This is a genomic window from Synechococcus sp. H60.1, assembly GCF_047462335.1.
In the GTDB taxonomy this organism is placed as follows: Bacteria; Cyanobacteriota; Cyanobacteriia; order Thermostichales; family Thermostichaceae; genus Thermostichus.
The window spans coordinates 1-17,197 of sequence record NZ_JANSJA010000050.1 but is presented as its reverse complement, the minus strand read 5'-3'; the positions used below and the strand labels follow the sequence as shown (position 1 = coordinate 17,197).

Genomic DNA, 17,197 nt, shown 5'->3' with positions numbered 1-17,197 from the left:
TTCTGCTCGTCCCCCTCTAGATCAGGGGTCGAGTTCGGGTCAGCCTTGGGAGAGAAGCCTCTGTGGAACTAGCCCTCCAAAATTAGTCAGCATTGAACAGCAACCCTGTGCCGATCCTATGCAGATTCGACTGGAAAACATCTGTAAGCGCTATGGCCGCCGTGAGGTGGTGAGCGACGTCAGCTTGCACATTCAGCAGGGAGAGGTTGTGGGACTGCTGGGGCCCAATGGGGCGGGGAAAACCACCACCTTTTACATCATGACCGGCCTGATCCAGCCCAACCGTGGCCATGTCTGGCTGGATGACCAAGATATTACCCATCTGCCGATGCATCGCCGCGCCCGCTTGGGGATCGGCTACTTGGCCCAGGAGCCCAGCATCTTTCGTCGCCTCAGCATTCAAGACAACCTGCTGTTGATCATGGAGCAGACGGGGGTGCCTCGCCGCCTCTGGCAGCAGCGCCTCAACCACCTGCTGGAGGAGTTCCGCATTGCCCATGTGGCCCACAGTTTGGGTTTGCAGGTGTCGGGGGGAGAACGGCGCCGCGCCGAGATTGCCCGCGCCCTGGCGGCCGGGATCCACGGGCCGAAATTTTTGCTGCTGGATGAGCCCTTTGCGGGGGTGGATCCCATCGCAGTGGCAGATATCCAGGAGGTGGTGGCCAAACTTAAGCAGCGGGGCATCGGTGTTTTGATTACTGACCACAACGTGCGGGAGACGCTGGAGATCACCGACCGGGCCTACATTCTCAACGATGGGGCCATCCTGGCCAAGGGCACGGCAGCAGAGCTGGCGGCGGATCCCTTGGTGCGCAAGTATTACCTGGGGGATAAGTTCCGCCTCTAACGAGCTTCCTCTACTGCCAGGAATACAAAGCCCGCAGGCGTTGGCTTTTCTTGTGCTGGTGGGCTTGCATCCGAGCCAGCAGCTCATCCAGAAGGGCAACCGCCTCCAGGAGATAGGGGCCCTTATTGAGCATGACGCACTCGGCGCGGGCAGACATCACCGCATCCGAAAGCTCAGGCCGCGAGGGCAGGCCCTCTTTGGTGAGCTGATCCAGCACCTGCGTAGCCCACACCACGGGCACATGGGCGGCCTCACAGATCCACAGCAGTTCCTCCTGGATCTCGCCCAAGCGCAGCCAGCCCATCTCCACAGCCAGATCTCCCCGCGCAATCATCACCCCCAGCGGCCTATTAGCAGCCGTCGCAATGAGAGCCGGCAGGTTTTTCACCGCTTGTCGGGTTTCGATTTTCAGGATTAACCCCAAGTCAGGCCGAGCCTGGCACCGCTCCAGCTCAGCAAACAGCACCTGCAAATCCGCCGGCTGCTGGACAAAGGAATAGCCCACTAGGTCGGCATACTGCACCACAAAGTCCAGGTCTTGGCGGTCTTTCTCGGTCAGGGGCTGGATCGGGAGCTGGCTGTCGGGAAAGTTGAGGCCTTTTTCGGCTCGCAACTTCTTGCCCTGGGGAGCAACTTTGTCCACCTCCAGCACCACGCCTGCCGGCTCGATCCCCACGACGCGGGCGCCAATCTTGCCGTCGTCGATCCAAACAGTTGCTCCCACCTGCAGGTTTGCCAAAACCTCGGGCAGGGTGCAAGCCACCTGGCAGGGGATGTCAGAGTTGACCGGCGGCATGGCTGCCGTGAGCAGGATGCGATCCCCGCAGTACACCTTGGCTTTGCCGGGGGGCATGGCCACCGGGCCAGTGCGGATCTTGGGGCCGGCCAGGTCGAACAAAATCTTGCAGCGCCGTTGGGTCTGGGCTTCGGCCCAGCGCAAGTGGGCCACCATTTTCTCCCACCCCGAGGGATCGTCGTGGGCGCAGTTGATTCGCGCTACATCCATGCCCCGCTGCAACAGTTGCAGCAGCAGCTCTGGCTGCTCGGCAGCTTCGCCGGGCAGGGTTACCATGATGCGGGCGCGGCGGTGGGCGGAGGGAGGGCCAAAGAGAACCGCAGTGTGCTGCTCCAGCGCCATGTCTCCAGCGTAAAACTCCTCATAGCTGGGCCCCTTGTGGCTTAGGCCCTGCGTGGCTGCCAAAATGGCAATCACCGCATCCAGGCTCTCCAAAACCCGCGATTCACACCGTCCCAGCGAGGACAGCCCCACAGCAGCCAGCTCCAATTGCAGGTTGCGCAGATCGTGTTGGCGCAGCGCCAGGTAGCGCGCCAGGTTGCAGAGGGCTGCAGGAGGATCTGCAGAACAGCCCCAAGCGGCCAGGTAGGTCTGGGATCCCTCGACCACTTGCCGGCGCAGCTCCAGGAGTCTTTCCAGCAAGCCTTTGAGATTGGGGAGAGCAGGAGCCATGCTCGGAGATTTTGCAGAAATAACCGGCCAGGCCCAAGGCTAATTCTGAGCACACTTTTGCACAATCATAGGTCGATCTAGGGGGGCAATCAACCTTTCGTTCCCCAACGTTCCAGTCTAGAGTCGTTAACAGCCTTCGGCTCTCCCGAAGGGCTGGCTGTCCTAGCTACTACTTCCTTAGGCTGCGTGAAACTCTCTTCTCCCCCCACTCCTTATTCGGTTGAGCAGTCCTGCCCCAGGCTCTCCCTCGTCTGTGCGGTAGGCCTGATGGATCGCTACGTCGTCTCGGAGATGCTGCTGCCTTTTCTGTTTGGGGTGGGGACGTTTACCACCCTGGTGATGGCAGTGGGATCCCTGTTTGAGCTGGTGCGCCTGGTGGTAGAGGCGGGGCTGTCCCTTTCGGCAGCGTTGCAAGTGTTTGTGTTGCGGGCACCGGGGATCATCGTCCTGACGTTCCCCATGTCCATGTTGCTGGCAACACTGCTGGCCTATGGGCGCCTGTCTGCTGATAACGAGATCACTGCCCTGCGGGCCTGCGGCGTGAGTCTCTACCGTCTGGTGGTGCCTGCTCTCCTCCTCAGCCTCTTGGTGACGACGTTAACGTTTCTCTTCAACGAGCTGGTGGTGCCGGTGAGCAACCGCCAGGCGGCCCTGACTTTAAACCGTGCTTTGAACCGGGATCCGGACTTTCGCCGCGAGAACATCCTTTACCAAGAGTTTGGCGAGATCCTTACGCCCGAGCCGGACGGCAGTTTTTCCCGCCGGCAAGGGCTAACCCGTCAGTTCTATGCCCGCAGCTTCGATGGCCAGCAGATGCGCGGCGTAATTGTCCTCGATTTTTCCAACGAGGCTCTCAGCCAAATTCTCCTGGCGCAACGGGGGCGCTGGGATCCCCAGGAGAACCTCTGGGTGTTTGAAGAGGGCACCACCTACCTCGTTTCGCCCGACGGCACCTACAGCAACATCGCCACCTTTGCTCGGCAGGAGCTGCGTCTGTCGCGGGCGCCGCTGGATTTGGCCCAGGAGGTTCGCAGCCCCGAGGAGATGAACATTCAAGAGCTGCGCCGCTACATTGAGGTCATCGCCAGCTCAGGGGATCTGCAGCGGGTACGCCGCCTCCAGGTCAACCTCAGCCAAAAGTACGCCATTCCCTTTGCCTGTCTGGCCTTCACCTTGATCGGGGCGCCTCTGGGCCTGCGCCCCCAGCGCACCAGTTCTTCTCTGGGCCTGGGCCTCAGCGTGCTGATTATCTTCGCCTACTACGTGCTGCTGTTTGTCAGCCAGGCGCTGGGGCAGATCGGGACGCTGGGGCCGGAGGTGGCAGCTTGGTTGCCCAACTTCATCTGCTCCGCAGTGGGACTGGGACTGCTTTACCGAGCCAATCGCTAGGCTAGCTAGCGCAGCGGGATGAACTCGGTGCGGCCAATAATTTGTTGGCCTTGGTCGGAGAGGGCGTAGTTGATGAAGTCAGCCACCACGGGGCTGGTTTTTGGCGGCACCACCAAAAATACGTTGCGGGCCAAAGGATAGCGGCCACTTTGAATGGCCTCGCGAGTGGGCATTTGGCCATCAATGGGCACCATCCTCACCGTTTGCTGGTTCTGCACCTGATCCACAGTGCTGTAGGTGATGCCGTCTTCTCCCAAAGCCCGCAGAAGGGGAGTGGTGACATCTTCAGTGGCGGTGGTGAAGTAGGGCGGGTTGTCGGGGGCAAAGGGCAGCCCCAGTAACACCAGCTCTTGGAAGACAGTGTAGGTGCCGCTCTGGGGGGCGCGGTTGAGAACGCGAATTGGGCGATCCGGGCCGCCCACCTGACTCCAGTTGGTGATCCGACCCTGGAAGATATCGGCCAATTGCTGCAGCGTCAGGCCGCCTTTGTAGGGGTTGTTCACCCCCACCGCCACCGCCAGGGCATCTTTGGCCACCGGGATCGCCTGCAAACCGGCCTGCACTTCGCTGGCATTGAGGGGGCGGGAGCTGGCGGCCATCTGGATGCGCCCTTCCATCAGGGCCTTGAGGCCGGCATTGGAGCCGTTGGGTTTGCCATCGGGGATCCCGTAGGTGAGGGGAATGCCGGGGTTGCGCTGGCTGTAGCCTGACTTCAAGGCCAAGACAAGGCGAACCATGGTGACGCTGCCATCCATCTGCAGCACCGCCGGGTTGGGCAGGGAAGTGTCCAGCTTAACCGGGCCGGCAGGCAGATTGGGAGCTTGCGCCTGGGGAAGGTTGGGTGCCGTCGGTGCCTGTGGCTGGGCAGCCGGAATCTGGCTGGGGACAGAAGGCACGTTCCCTCGATTCAGGAAAGAGTCAAATAGGCCGGAGCGATAGGCATACCAGCCGCCTCCCCCCAGTATCGCCAGCAAAAGAATGTAAACAATCGGAGGCGGGCCAGAGCTTTGTGCGGTCATGGGATCCCCTCAGAGAAATTCGCAGTCCGGACATTATGAGACCTTCCCCTTCCGTTGTATCAATTGCCTGGGGAGATTGGGTAAGCGTCAGGTTAAGGGGCATCCCGTCCCACCTCGCGCAGCTCGATCACATCCGCGCGGGGATCCGCCTGCACGACTTCCAGTTCAATCCAAGCCGCCAGAGGAACCTGGCGTTCTAGGCGCACCGGCACCCGAAAGGCAATCTCCTCCAGCAGAGCCATGACGAGGTTTTCCTGCTCCCGCAGATAGCCCAAGACCAAGGCCCGCCAAATCTGCCCCGGCCGCTGGCGCAGGTACTCGATGCTCCAGTAGCGCTTGGATTTGCGCTCCACTTGAACCGCTTCTGCCGTGCCTGGCTCGATGGCCAGCAACAACTGCTGCACCTCGGCTTCGGTCAAGGGCAAGGGATCCCCCCGCAAAAAGGCCTTGATCTGGTAGTGGGCCACCAGATCCAGGTAGCGGCGAATGGGGGAAGTTACCTGACAGTAGGCATCGAGACCCAACCCCGTATGTCGCCCCGGTTGGGTGGCCACCTCTGCCCGCGATAGACAGCGCATGATGGCAAAGGATCTCACCGGCCCCTGGGGATACAGATCCAAAACCTCCGGCGGGGGGAGCTCAGGGGCCGGCTGCAGGCGATAGGGCACCGGGATCCTGTTTTGGCAAGCAAAGCGAGCAGCCACCTCACCGGCCAGCACCATCATCTCCGCCACCATCTGCCGCGCCGGCGTATCCTCAATAACACGCAGGTGGGGGATCTCGTCCATGACCTTGATATCTTGCTCCGGCAGGCCGATCTGGATGGCCCCTTGAGCCAGGCGCCAGGCGTAGCGCCAGCGAGCGGCCCGGGCAATGGCCGTCAGTTGTGCCTCTGCCCCCAACTCCAGCATCTCGTCGGCATCGTCATAGGTGAGGCGGTAGTTGACCTGGATTTGGCTAAGGCAGATCTCGTAGTCCCGCACGGCACCGTCGCATCCCAGCCGGATGCCGAAGCTGAGGGCAGGCCGCACCTCCCCCTGCACCAAGCTCATCAGGCCGGTGGACAGCTCCGGTGGAAACATCGGGATCACCCGCTCGGGCAGATAGACGCTGGTGCCCCGCCGGCGGGCCTCCAGATCCAAAGGATCCCCCCACTGTACCCAGCAACTGGGATCGGCAATGTGGATCCAGAGCTTGATCTCCTCCTCTGACCAAAACTCGACGCTGAGGGCATCGTCGATATCGCGGGTGCTGGCGTCGTCGATGGTGTAGGTGTGGAGATGGGTGAGATCGCGGCGCAGGTGGGGATCCAGGAAGGGAGGAGGGCCGCCCAGCAAAGTTTGGGTGTAGCGCTCCACCTCCTTGGGAAATTGGGTGGGGATCCCGGTGAGGCGCAGAGCCAGGTTCTCGTGGCGGCTCCACAGGCCCAGGGCTACCAAGGCGTCAAAGGCTCCTTGGGGAGTGTCGGGAAATCCCATCAGTTGCAGCAGTTGCGAGGCCCGCTCCCGATCCGAGGGGGTAAGGTTGTGGGAGAGATCCTCGTGGCTGCGAATGCTGGCCGCCGCTCCCTGCAAAGCTAGGCGCTCCAGCAGCTCCAGACGGGCTCGCTCCGCTGGGGTCCAAGTGTACTTTTGCCCAGGCTGGGCCACCGCTGCCCTTAGGCGGGCCTCAAACTCGGCCTGTTCCTGCTGCCGCTGCTGGGTGACGGCAATTTGATGGCGGATTTCCTTCACCTGCGCCGGGGTACGCGGCTCGTAGCCTTCCCCCTTTGCCTTAAAGTAGATGAAATCCTCACTCAAAAGGCGGTAAGCAGCATAAGTAGAGACCGGGGAATCGTCGGAAAACAACAACTGGGCCATCTCCGACAGGCTCAGGGGCCGGCGCTCCTCCTGAACCAATTCCCAGGCCAAAGCCAAACTTTCGGGATCCAACTTCGCCTGCACCGCCTGCCAAAAGCCCGGGATATCCGCCACCGTAAAGCTGGAATTGCCGTTCAAGGCAAAGGTAATTTGGCGAGGGTGAACGCTGTGCACCTGCCCCGACGCTACGCCCAGCAGTAGGTTCTTTTTGCCCTCGGTGCCCTGAACTACGGCCAACACACGGTCGTTATTGTGGCGAAACTCCACCAGTGTGCCCTTTTCCACCCTTTCTCCCCATGTCGGCTGTTGTTGAAGTGCAGGCTTTCTTCCATTTTCCACCAGCTCTGCCCGCCTGCCCACGCGGAAACCCCGGCCAGAAGACACGCAGACACGAGAACTGGCAATCTTTGCAGATAAATACCTAAGGAGAATATGGGTATACGGTACTATGTGTACATAAGACACCTACGGGATACAGGCCTTCCGGTAGAGTATGGTTACGTATTCCACACCGCGATTCCAAGGGAGGGGCAAGTTCTGACAAGTTTCTAGGATCAAGTTACCAACTGGGATCCCTAAATTGCGTAGAGATACTGTTGCCAGCATTTCTCAAGCATGCAGTTTCCACTTCCATATGGTATTCTGGGCTCTGAGGGTAGGATACAGTTACCCCAGGCTGCTACTTAGTTAAGCTAGGGGTGTGCCATAAGAGGGCACCCACTGTGGTTTCTTTTCCCTAGACAAAGTTAGGGAAGGAGAGCTGTGCTTTTCCCCTCTTCTAGCGCTCAAAAGGTCAGCCGTGGACAACCCAAAGCGACTGTTGCTTGTCGATGACGATCCCAACCTGATCCTGCTGGTAAAGGACTACCTGGAGTTTCGCGGTTACGAGGTGGTGGCGGCGAGCAACGGTCAAGAAGGGTTAGAGGCGATGCGCCATTTCACTCCGGATTTGATCATCTGCGATGTGATGATGCCGGAGATGGATGGCTACACGTTCGTCCAGACCATTCGCTCCAACAGCGCGACGGACTGGATCCCGGTGATTTTTTTGTCGGCGCGCGGGCAAACAGCCGATCGGGTGCGCGGGCTCAACACGGGGGCAGATGTTTACCTGGTCAAGCCCTTTGAAGCGGAAGAGCTGGTGGCCCAGGTGGAGTCGGTTCTCAAGCACACGGAGCGCCTGTTGCAAATGCGAAGTGTCGGCATTCAGCCGGTCATCAAGCTGGATCGGGAAATTGAGCTGACCCCCACGGAAACCAAGGTGCTCCAGCATGTGGCCAGGGGGATGTCCAACCGCGAGATTGCCGAGGTGATGGGGGTGAGCCAGCGCACCGTCGAAAGCCATGTCAGCAACATGCTGGCCAAAACTGGCTTGCACAACCGCACCGAGCTGGCCCGCTGGGCCATTGAAAGTGGTTTGGGCAGGGGCTGAGGGGCCGCCGAGAGAACTTCTGCTGTCCAGTGGGGTGGGCAAGCTGTGGGCCTCACTGGGCGGCGGTGAAGGTGGCCAGTAGGAGGGGGGATCCCTCAACTTTTCTGCCCTTGTCTGTCGTTTTGGCAGCAAACTGAAGAAAGTGAGGTAACCGGTCAGGGTGCCTCTGTCCACTACGGTCTAGAACCCATGGGATCCCGTTCCCCGCGTCCGGCCCGACCCATCCGCTCCGGCCACTATCCGGCCAAAGAGCTGTGCAGCCAGTGCGGCCTCTGCGATACCCGCTATGTCGCCTACGTCAAAGAAGCCTGTGCCTTCTTAAACCAGCAGTTTACCCACCTGGAAGAGCAAACCCACGGGCGATCCCGCGAGTCGCTGCGCTCCGAGTCGGCTGCCGTCAGCGACAGCGACTACTTCGGCGTCTACGAGGCAATGTACACGGCCCGCAGGCGGGATCCAATCCCCGGTGCCCAGTGGACGGGCATCGTCAGCAGCATCGGCATGAAGGCCCTCAGCAGCGGCCTAGTAGAAGGGGTGGTGTGCGTGCAGGCGGATCCCCAGGATCGCTTTCAGCCGCGGCCTGTCTTGGCGCGTACTCCGGAGGCGGTTTTGGCGGCGCGGGTTAACAAGCCAACCCTATCCCCCAATCTCTCCGTGCTGGAGCAGGTGGAGCAAAGTGGCCTCAAGCGCCTCTTGGTTATCGGGGTGGGCTGTCAGATCCAGGCTTTGCGGGCGGTGGAGAAAAAGCTGGGCCTAGAGAGGCTTTACGTGCTGGGCACGCCCTGTGTGGACAATGTCAGCCGCGCCGGCCTGCAGAAGTTTTTGGAAACCACCAGCCGCTCCCCGCAGACGGTGGTGCACTACGAATTCATGCAGGACTTCCACATCCACTTCAAACACGAAGACGGCTCGGTGGAAAAGGTGCCTTTTTTTGGCCTCAAGACCAAAGAACTCAAGGACGTATTTGCCCCCTCCTGCCTTACCTGTTTCGACTACGTCAACGGCCTGGCAGATCTGGTGGTGGGCTACATGGGATCCCCCTTTGGCTGGCAGTGGCTGCTGGTGCGCAACCCGCGCGGGCGGGAGCTCTTGGATCTGGTTTGGGAAGAGCTGGAAACCCAACCGGTGATCTCGCAGGGATCCCGGCGAGCAGCAGTGCAGCAGGGGATCCAAGCCTACGAGCAGGCTCTGAGCTTGCCCATGTGGCTGGCTCGGATCCTGGGGGCAGCAATCCAGCGCTTTGGGCCCCGTGGCCTGGAATATGCCCGCTTTTCCATTGATTCCCACTTTGTCCGCAACTATCTCTACCTGCGCCGCCACTACCCCCATAAGCTGGAGCAGCATGTCCCTCCCTTTGCCCGGCGCATCGTAGAGCAGTACCAACTCCCCTCTCCCTAGCTGGAGGTGAGGTAGCGGATCCCGGCTTCCGCCCAGCGGTCGATGGCCTGGCCCAAGCGCTGGCAATCGGCAATCAGGCTAATTCGCACATAGCCTTCCCCCCCTTCCCCAAAGGCGCTGCCAGGGGTTACGACCACGCCCGTAGATTCCAGCACCCGCAGGGCAAACTCTGTCGATCCCTCGGGAGTGCCGTCGGCAGCGCGGGGGGTCGGGATCCAGAGGTACATTGTTGCCCGCGGCGGCTCAATCTGCCAGCCCAGCTCCGCCAGGCGGCTAATGAGATAGTCGCGCCGGCGGCGGTAGCGCTCCTGCACCTGCTGTAGGTAGCTCTCTGGCAGGGCCAAAGCCGTCTCGGCCGCCTTTTGCAGTGCACCAAAAATGCCGTAGTCGAGGTTGGTTTTCAGGGTGCGCAGGCTCTGGATGATCTGGCGGTTGCCCACCACAAAGCCCACCCGCCAGCCGGCCATGTTGTAGGTTTTGGAGAGGGTGTGGAACTCCACGGCCAAGTCCTTGGCGCCGGGGATCTGCAGCAGGCTGGTGGGCCGATAGCCGTCAAAGGCCAGCTCCGCGTAGCACAGGTCGTGCACCAGAATGAGCTCATAGCGGTGGGCAAAGGCCACCACTTCTTCAAAAAAAGAGCGGGGCGCCACCGCCGCCGTTGGGTTGTTGGGGTAGTTGAAGTAGAGCACCCGCGCCTGCTTGGCCACCTCCGGCGGGATCTCCTGCAGGTCAATGAGCCACCCCTTCTCGGGGCGCAGCAGCAGCGGGTAGATCTGCCCGCCGGCAATCATGGGCCCGCGAAAATGGGCCGGGTAGGCGGGACTGGGCACCAGCACCAGATCCCCCGGATCCACATAGGCCAAGGCCAGGTGGGTCAGGCCCTCTTTGGATCCCAAAAGAGGCAGCACCTCCCCATTGGGATCCAGCTCCACTCCATAGCGGCGCCAGTACCACTCAGCAATTGCCTGGCGGAAGCTGGCCGTGCCCTCGAAGGGTGGGTAGCCGTGGTGGACGGGATCGGCGATGGCCGCCTGGGCCGCTTCCACCACCGGCTGGGGGGTGGGCCCATCGGGGTTGCCCATGCCCAGATCGATTAAATCTAGCCCCTGCTGGCGGGCGCGGGCCTTCAGCTCATCCAAGCGGGCGAAGACGTAGGCAGGCAGCTTGTTCAAGCGTTGGGCGGGGACGAGAGCGCGGTTCATACAAATAAATAGAAAGGCAAGCCGACACCTGGCTCACTTGGGGTTAACTGCACAGCTTACCGCCAGACCCGCACCTGAAGCAATGCGAAGCAGGGCCGAGCTTGGGTATCCGGGATCCCAAAGGCTAGGATAGAAATCTAAGTTCGGTTTTGTGGCAAGGCAGAGCAGTGGCTTTACCCCTTGTGGCCGTTGTGGGTCGCCCCAACGTGGGCAAGTCCACCCTCGTCAACCGCCTGGCGGGGGTGCGTTCGGCCATTGTCCACGATGAGCCGGGCATCACGCGGGATCGCCTCTACCAAGAGGTGGAGTGGAACGGGCGTCGCCTGCAGGTGGTGGATACCGGCGGCCTGGTCTTTGGCGACGACAGCGAGTTCTTGCCCCACATCCGCCAGCAGGCCATGGCGGCGATGGCGGAGGCGCACGCTGTGATCTTTGTGGTAGATGGCCGTGAGGGACTGACCCCCGCCGATCGGGAAGTGGCCGATTGGCTGCGCAAACAACCCCTGCCGGTGGTGGTGGCCGTCAACAAGTGCGAGTCGGGGCAACTGGGCCTGGCCCAGGCGGCGGCTTTTTGGGAGTTGGGGCTGGGGGAGCCGATCCCCTGTTCCGCCATCCACGGCAACGGAGTGGCAGAGGTACTGGAGGCGGTACTGCCCCATTTGCCTGAGGTAGACGAAGCTGCAGCAGCAGCGGATCCCATCGCCGTGGCCATTGTCGGCCGGCCCAACGTAGGCAAGTCCAGCCTACTCAACCGCCTGGTGGGATCCCAGCGGGCCATTGTCAGCCCCATTGCTGGCACCACCCGCGATGCCATCGACACCCTGGTGGAGTGGGAGGGGCAGAGCTATCGTCTCATCGACACCGCCGGGATCCGCAGGAAAAGCCGGGTGGAATATGGGGTGGAGTTTTTCAGCATCAACCGTGCCTTCAAAGCCATCCAGCGCTCGGATGTGGTGCTGCTGGTCATTGACGCCCTGGAGGGGGTAACCGAGCAGGATCAGCGGTTAGCTGGCCGCATTGAAGAAGAAGGCCGCGCCTGCATTATCGTCGTCAACAAGTGGGACGCGGTGGAAAACAAAGATACCTACACCATCAACGAGTACACCCGCGAGATCCGTGAGCGGCTTTACTTTATCGACTGGGCACCCCTGTTGTTTGTCAGCGCCCTCACGGGGCAGCGCACCCATAAGATTTTTGCCGAGGTCAACACGGCGGTAGCCGCCCATCGCAAACGCATCCCCACCGCCGTGGTCAACGAGGTGCTCCAGGATGCCCTTGCCTGGCAATCGCCCCCCGCTAACCGCCAAGGCAAGCAGGGCAAAATCTACTACGGCACCCAAGTGGCGGAGCGGCCTCCCACCTTTCTCCTGTTTGTCAACGATCCCGATCTCTTCAAAGAGAACTACCGCCGCTACTTGGAAAAGCACTTCCGGCAAAACCTCGACTTCACAGGCACCCCCATTCGCTTTCGTTGGCGCGGCAAAGCCGAGCGCCTCGTGGGACGGGCAGTGCAAAAATTAGAGGGATCCCTGGCCTCCCCCTAGGACTCCACAGCGGCAAGACACCAGAACAGCTTTTTTCTGTTAAGCAAACCGCAAACAAGGCCTATGGCTGTGGATCCCAACGTCAAAACCCTGGTGGAAAACCGTCGCGCCCGCTTTGAGTACGAGATCTTGGAGACCTACGAAGCCGGGCTCCAGCTAACCGGCACAGAGGTCAAGTCAATCCGAGCCGGCAAAGCCAATCTCCAAGACGCCTTTGCCCTCTTTCGCGATGGCGAGGCCTGGCTGCACAACCTGCACATCTCCCCCCATGGCACCGCCAGCAAGGTGTTCAACCACGATCCCACCCGCCGCCGCAAGCTGCTGTTGCACCGCCGCGAGATCGACCGTCTGCGGGGCTTGGTGGAGCAAAAGGGCCTGACTGTGGTTCCCCTGAGGCTGGTGCTTAACCGCGGCTGGATCAAAGCGCATCTGGGCGTGGCCCGCGGCAAGAAGCTCCACGACAAGCGGCAGGCCATTAAAGAGCGGCAAACCCAGCGAGAGATCCAGCGAGAGCTCAAGGGGCGCTAAGGCCCGCCAAGCTTCCGGCAGCTTCCAATGGGGTGGCCAGCGGGGCAGCCTAGGCGATCCCAAATGCCGCTGGAGCCCTTCGTTGCAGCGATTTCCAGTTTTCCCCTCCCTTGGGCAGAGAGGCTGGGGGTGAGGAATCCTCCGATAGGCTTGGAAGCAAAATCCAACTCGGTCGGCTGCAGGGGGAGGGAAGGAGCCGCCGCCAGCAAGTTCTAGGCACCAGGGAGGGGGAAGAAGCGGTCGGTGGTTTTCACCCGCTCACACCAGGCGCGGATGTTGGGGAAGGGTTTGAGGTCGAAGCCGCCCTGCTCCGCCACGTGGGTGTAGGTAAAAAGGGCCAGATCTGCAATCGTGTAGCGGTTGCCCACGAAGAACGCTTTCCCCTGCAAATGGCCCTCCATGATCTCCAAGGCCTCTGTGCCGGATTTGAGGTTCTGGGCAATCAGCTCGGCGTGGGCCTCGGCTTGTCCAGCCCGCACCAGGAAGCGGGTGGTGGCAATGTAGCGGGCAATGCGGGTCTGTTCAAAAAGCAGCCATTTCAAGATCTCGGCTCGTTCCAGCCGCGTTTGGCCGTAGAGGGGGGTGTCTTCTGCTAAGTAAACCAAGATTGCCGCCGACTCGGCCAAGACCGTGCCGTCTTCCAGCTCCAAAGCCGGGATCTGGCCCAGAGGGTTCTTGGCCAGGTACTCGGGGCGGCGATTTTCTCCGACCCTAGAATTGACTTCAACCGTCTCGTAGGGGATCCCCAACTGCCTGAGGAGCAGCTCCACCTTGTAGCAATTGCCGGAGGTGGGGATCCCGTACAGTCGCAGCATGGCCGTTATCCTTCACGTGCAGCGTTGCATCTCCATAATTAGCCGCAATCACCGCTCCGCTCAACCCAAGACCCCTACGTCTCGATGCGGTAGCCGAAGTCGCGCAGCAGGTGCTCGGAGCGCCGCCAGTGGGGCCGCACTTTGACAAACAGCTCCAGGTATACCTTGCCGGCAATCAGCTTTTGAATCTGGAGGCGGGCGGCCTGGCCGATCTGCTTGAGCCTCTCTCCCCCCTTGCCGATGAGGATCCCTTTTTGCGAGTCCCGCTCCACGTAGAGGGTGGCTAGGATACGGGTAACGGTGGGGGTTTCTTCCACCTGGTCGATGGTTACGGCCACCGAGTGGGGCACCTCCTCGCGGGTATGCAGCAGCACCTGTTCGCGGATCAGCTCCGCCATAATGAACCGCTCTGGCTGATCCGTCACCAAGTCCGGCGGGTAGTAGTAGGGGCCGCTAGGCAGCAGGTCAACGGTGGCCTGGATGAGGGGCGCCAAACTGCTGGGATCCAACGCCGACACCCAGACGACAGGGGCGTTGGGCCGCAGGGCTTGGTAGCTCTCCTGGTGAGCCTGGCGCGTGGCCGCCTCTTTGGGCACAAGATCGGCTTTGTTGCAGACAAGGATGCAGGGGGTAGCAGCAGGGATCCGCTCAGCAATAAAGGCGTCGCCGCGACCTGCTGGCACTGAGCCGTCCACCACAAAGAGGACGACATCCACGCTCCCAATGGCAGCCTGGGCGTTGTGTACCAAGATCTCCCCCAGGCGGTGGTGGGGCTTGTGGATGCCAGGGGTATCCACCCAGATGATCTGGGCTTGCGGCAAAGAGAGGATCCCGCGCAGACGGTTGCGGGTGGTCTGGGCCACGGGGGAGGTGATGGCGATCTTCTGGCCCACCAGAGCGTTCATCAAGGTGGACTTGCCCACATTGGGCCGCCCGATTAGCGCCACAAACCCCGACTTAAACCCCGGCGGCGCCATCGGGATGGCCGACAGCTCCCCGCTTTTGATACCACTGTGCTCCCCCTCTACACCCGCTTGGGCTGCCTCGGCCTCCAATCCCTGCCGAGAGGGCTCCCGAAGAGGGGGATGGCTGGCACTTTGTTCCTGTTGCTCTCCTCCCATCGTGTCCCTTATCTCTGGTAGCCGGACAAGGACTGCACCTGGCTATTGTCAAAGGCCAGCGAAGCCTCAGGCAACTGCAGGGAGAGGGATCCCAGCTCAGCCAGGGTGGTACCGGGGTAGTAAAAGGCGAGGATTTGCGCCGCGTTAAACCCCTGCCGCGCCAGGGTGTAGGCGCCGTACTGGCTCAGCCCCACCCCGTGACCAAAGCCACCGCCGATAAAGCGGTAGCCTGTCAGCCGCTCGCCCTGTTTCAGGGGTTCCACGCGAAACAGGGTACTGTACAAGCGGGGAAAAGCCAGGCGCACTTGATCCTTGCGCAAAACCAATGAGTAGGGCCCTCGGGGCGTCTGCAAGCCCACTTGCAGCGCCTGCACCCGACCACTGACCGAGCGCTCCAGGACGTGCAGCCCCTGGATGGTTGTCCACTCGGGAAGAGGGATCCCGAGGTACTCTTGAGCGGCCCGCAGTTGGGCGTCTAGCTCCTCCAGCGACTGAGAGAACTCCCAGCGGAAGAGGCGCGATACCCCCGCTTCGTTGAAACCTTCCCGTCGGGCCAGAAAGGCTTGCAAGTCGCCCTCCTGCCGCAAATCAAAGAGCTGATCGGGTTGGTGGGCAATGTCAGCGCGAGGGCGCAGGTAGGGGCGCGGCTCCCCGTCCCAAACTTCTTCAAAACCTGCCGAGATGCCGCCGTTGGTGGAAGAATAAACGGCATCCACCAGCTCGCCGTTGTAGGTGAGCACCAGGCCGCTGGTCTGGCGAATCGCCTCATCAGCCCGTGGGTGGGTGCCGCTCAGCCCCTTGTAAACCTGGCAGTGGGTGTTGGCACAGAGCTGGTAATCGTCGATCCGAAAGCGGTGCAGGTTCTTGAGAGCATAGGTGCGCGCCAAGATGGCCTGGGCCGCCATGGCGGCAAAGGGAGCCCCTGGCCCCACCTCATGGGGCACCACCCCCCGCAAATAGGTTTCCAAGGGCACAGCGTTGACCACCGTATAGCTGCCGTAGGCATTGGGCTGAAGGGTAATCGATCCGGCGTAGTAGCGGTCGTTCACCCGCAGATAGCCGGCATCGGAGGTCACCCTCAGGCGAGTGCGATGGTAGCGAAAATGCTCATGCACCCAGCTCAGCTCCGCCCGTTCGCGTCGCTCCTGCACCTCCAGCCGCACCTGGGGGATCTCTTTTGCTTGCGCATATTGTTGAATCTGGATCAATTGTTGGGGAGTGTAGGCGCGGCTGGCCCACACCTGCCATTCCTGGGGCTGGGCGATCTCAGTGCGGACGCCCAGAGATTCCCAAGAGTTGGCACTGGCCTCGGCGCTCTCGAAGCTTTTGTGGCTGCTGAGGATAAGGCGGTACACGGTTTCCGGGCTGGCTAGGGCGCGGTTGACGATTCCAACAGTTACTCGCGGAGTGCGCTGCCTCTGGGTGCTGCCGTCGGCCTGGGCAAATTCCAGCGTCAGCAGCGACCCCCTTGGCGCTGCCAACTCCACTTGATCTTTGTTGGAACGGCCAAAGTGCTGCAGGATGCCCACATGTAAAACTGGGTTTTGCGGGGTAACCACCGTCGCCCAAGTCTCCCCAGGATCCCCTCCGGCAGCATGGAGCGCCAAAGCCGCAAGCAGCGCCCCCAACCCAGAAATGAGCGTACCCGGCAAGGGGAGCCGGCGCTGGGGGAAGGGAGGCTGGTAACTGGGCATAGGCGCTTTATGCTGATCATGCACCCCGTTGATTCTACCCGCATCTCTTTGGCCTACCCTAGTATGGATGCTTTTTTCTCCTATGCCCCTCCTCCTCTGCGCAAGGGATCCGGCTGGCGACTGGGCTGGGATCCGGCGCGCTCCCCGTTTGTGGCCCTGGTGGGGGGAGAAACGTGGGCGCTGGAGCTAACCCTAGAAGAATGGCAAGCGTTTGTGCAGGGGGTGTATCGTCTGCAGCAGGATATGGAAGCTGTCGCCTCCCAATTGATGGCTGAGGAGAGCATTACACTGGAGCAGACCTTTCCTGCCCTCACGTTGATTGCTAGCGGCAGCGCCACCGCTTGGGGCCTCTACCTCCAGTTGCACCAGGGCCGGCGCGGCGAAGGTTTCTGGCCAGCAGAAGTTGTCCCGGAGCTGTGCCGTGCCCTCGAGCAATTCCAGGAGTGCTGACCCGCCGCCGCTTACAGGTTTTGGGGAGGAACCCAAGGGAACTCAGGTCAAACTCCAATCAATTGCTGAAGAAAAGATACTTGATAAACCCTGAGGCCACCCCAACCACTAGGGCCACGATCGCGCCGCGGCTGATGAACTCCTGTTGGTCAAGCCGCTTGCTGTAGCCATCCATTTTGCTGCTTAGCTCCGCGATTTTCACTTCCAGGCTGCTACGGCTGAGATCGATCTTGGCTTCCAGCGCGTTGCGAGTGAGGTCAATCTTGGCTTCCAAATCGGTTTTGACCAGCCGGATCTCGCTTTTGATCTCCGTCACCTGGATTTCCAACTTGCGGTCGATGCCCTCCAGCTTTTTGTCCAAAGCCAGGAAGAGGTCTTTAACGTAAGGTGCGGAATTCCCCACGGTCTATACGGTGGGGATGGATAGCACC

Annotated in this window: 15 protein-coding genes; 7 read left to right on the top strand and 8 right to left on the bottom strand. The window is 61.2% G+C overall.

The features are described 5' to 3' along the window. Positions 1–118 precede the first annotated feature (118 nt). Complete coding sequence (lptB, locus tag NW852_RS02695) at positions 119–847, top strand: LPS export ABC transporter ATP-binding protein (protein WP_414363825.1); 729 nt, start codon at positions 119–121, stop codon at positions 845–847. 10 nt (positions 848–857) lie between these two features. Here the strand turns inward: lptB and NW852_RS02690 are convergent, their stop codons facing one another. Further along, positions 858–2,315, bottom strand: a complete 1,458-nt coding sequence (locus tag NW852_RS02690; RefSeq protein ID WP_414370649.1) for a pyruvate kinase — start codon at positions 2,313–2,315, stop codon at positions 858–860. Between the two features lie 267 nt (positions 2,316–2,582). On the opposite strand from NW852_RS02690, the gene NW852_RS02685 reads away from it, so the two are divergent. Further along, positions 2,583–3,704, top strand: coding sequence for an LptF/LptG family permease (locus tag NW852_RS02685; RefSeq protein ID WP_414363827.1), 1,122 nt, complete (start codon positions 2,583–2,585; stop codon positions 3,702–3,704). Between the two features lie 5 nt (positions 3,705–3,709). On the opposite strand, the gene NW852_RS02680 is transcribed toward NW852_RS02685, so the two are convergent. Continuing rightward, positions 3,710–4,723, bottom strand: a complete 1,014-nt coding sequence (locus NW852_RS02680) for a phosphate ABC transporter substrate-binding protein (protein WP_414363828.1) — start codon at positions 4,721–4,723, stop codon at positions 3,710–3,712. A gap of 92 nt (positions 4,724–4,815) precedes the next feature. Beyond that, complete coding sequence (locus tag NW852_RS02675) at positions 4,816–6,867, bottom strand: ribonuclease catalytic domain-containing protein (RefSeq protein WP_414370647.1); 2,052 nt, start codon at positions 6,865–6,867, stop codon at positions 4,816–4,818. A 514-nt stretch (positions 6,868–7,381) separates the two neighbouring features. Between NW852_RS02675 and NW852_RS02670 the strand changes: the two genes are divergently transcribed. Both NW852_RS02670 and NW852_RS02665 read left to right on the top strand, forming a co-directional pair. After that, positions 7,382–8,014, top strand: coding sequence for a response regulator transcription factor (locus NW852_RS02670; RefSeq protein WP_414370645.1), 633 nt, complete (start codon positions 7,382–7,384; stop codon positions 8,012–8,014). Between the two features lie 189 nt (positions 8,015–8,203). Next, positions 8,204–9,412 carry a Coenzyme F420 hydrogenase/dehydrogenase, beta subunit C-terminal domain gene (locus NW852_RS02665; protein ID WP_414370643.1) on the top strand — a complete coding sequence of 403 codons (1,209 nt, stop codon included), beginning with the start codon at positions 8,204–8,206 and terminating at the stop codon, positions 9,410–9,412. On the opposite strand, the gene NW852_RS02660 is transcribed toward NW852_RS02665, so the two are convergent. Continuing rightward, positions 9,409–10,614 (bottom strand): aspartate aminotransferase, encoded by a 1,206-nt coding sequence (locus NW852_RS02660; protein ID WP_414363832.1) that lies wholly within the window; start codon positions 10,612–10,614, stop codon positions 9,409–9,411. The two genes, NW852_RS02665 and NW852_RS02660, sit on opposite strands and share 4 nt — an antisense overlap. Before the next feature lie 167 nt (positions 10,615–10,781). On the opposite strand from NW852_RS02660, the gene der reads away from it, so the two are divergent. After that, positions 10,782–12,158, top strand: a complete 1,377-nt coding sequence (der, locus tag NW852_RS02655) for a ribosome biogenesis GTPase Der (RefSeq protein WP_414370640.1) — start codon at positions 10,782–10,784, stop codon at positions 12,156–12,158. A 63-nt stretch (positions 12,159–12,221) separates the two neighbouring features. Continuing rightward, the gene (smpB, locus tag NW852_RS02650; protein WP_414337930.1) at positions 12,222–12,686 is read left to right on the top strand and encodes an SsrA-binding protein SmpB; all 465 of its coding nucleotides are present in this window, start codon (positions 12,222–12,224) and stop codon (positions 12,684–12,686) included. A gap of 212 nt (positions 12,687–12,898) precedes the next feature. Here the strand turns inward: smpB and NW852_RS02645 are convergent, their stop codons facing one another. From NW852_RS02645 to NW852_RS02635, 3 genes are all read right to left on the bottom strand, one after another. Continuing rightward, a complete protein-coding gene (locus tag NW852_RS02645; RefSeq protein WP_414363834.1) occupies positions 12,899–13,501 on the bottom strand; it encodes a glutathione S-transferase family protein in 603 nt (200 codons plus the stop codon). Positions 13,502–13,575: 74 nt separating this feature from the next. Then, complete coding sequence (era, locus tag NW852_RS02640) at positions 13,576–14,478, bottom strand: GTPase Era (RefSeq protein ID WP_414363839.1); 903 nt, start codon at positions 14,476–14,478, stop codon at positions 13,576–13,578. A gap of 152 nt (positions 14,479–14,630) precedes the next feature. Then, positions 14,631–16,316 (bottom strand): SpoIID/LytB domain-containing protein, encoded by a 1,686-nt coding sequence (locus tag NW852_RS02635; RefSeq protein WP_414426439.1) that lies wholly within the window; start codon positions 16,314–16,316, stop codon positions 14,631–14,633. A 9-nt stretch (positions 16,317–16,325) separates the two neighbouring features. Here NW852_RS02635 and NW852_RS02630 point away from each other — a divergent pair, with 9 nt between their 5' ends. After that, positions 16,326–16,766: a DUF1818 family protein gene (locus NW852_RS02630; RefSeq protein ID WP_414363836.1), complete on the top strand. Its 441-nt coding sequence runs from the start codon at positions 16,326–16,328 to the stop codon at positions 16,764–16,766. Between the two features lie 58 nt (positions 16,767–16,824). Here NW852_RS02630 and NW852_RS02625 read toward each other — a convergent pair whose 3' ends face one another. After that, on the bottom strand, positions 16,825–17,169 hold the full coding sequence (locus NW852_RS02625) for a hypothetical protein (RefSeq protein WP_414370637.1): 345 nt from the start codon (positions 17,167–17,169) through the stop codon (positions 16,825–16,827). Positions 17,170–17,197 lie beyond the last annotated feature (28 nt).

Coding starts and splice junctions, on each gene's coding strand:
- NW852_RS02645 (WP_414363834.1), bottom strand. CDS start 13,501: ATGCTGCGACTGTACGGGATCCCCACCTCCGGCAATTGCTACAAGGTG.
- era (WP_414363839.1), bottom strand. CDS start 14,478: ATGGCGCCGCCGGGGTTTAAGTCGGGGTTTGTGGCGCTAATCGGGCGG.
- lptB (WP_414363825.1), top strand. CDS start 119: ATGCAGATTCGACTGGAAAACATCTGTAAGCGCTATGGCCGCCGTGAG.
- NW852_RS02660 (WP_414363832.1), bottom strand. CDS start 10,614: ATGAACCGCGCTCTCGTCCCCGCCCAACGCTTGAACAAGCTGCCTGCC.
- NW852_RS02685 (WP_414363827.1), top strand. CDS start 2,583: ATGGATCGCTACGTCGTCTCGGAGATGCTGCTGCCTTTTCTGTTTGGG.
- NW852_RS02665 (WP_414370643.1), top strand. CDS start 8,204: ATGGGATCCCGTTCCCCGCGTCCGGCCCGACCCATCCGCTCCGGCCAC.
- smpB (WP_414337930.1), top strand. CDS start 12,222: ATGGCTGTGGATCCCAACGTCAAAACCCTGGTGGAAAACCGTCGCGCC.
- NW852_RS02690 (WP_414370649.1), bottom strand. CDS start 2,315: ATGGCTCCTGCTCTCCCCAATCTCAAAGGCTTGCTGGAAAGACTCCTG.
- NW852_RS02635 (WP_414426439.1), bottom strand. CDS start 16,316: ATGCCCAGTTACCAGCCTCCCTTCCCCCAGCGCCGGCTCCCCTTGCCG.
- NW852_RS02630 (WP_414363836.1), top strand. CDS start 16,326: ATGCTGATCATGCACCCCGTTGATTCTACCCGCATCTCTTTGGCCTAC.
- NW852_RS02680 (WP_414363828.1), bottom strand. CDS start 4,723: ATGACCGCACAAAGCTCTGGCCCGCCTCCGATTGTTTACATTCTTTTG.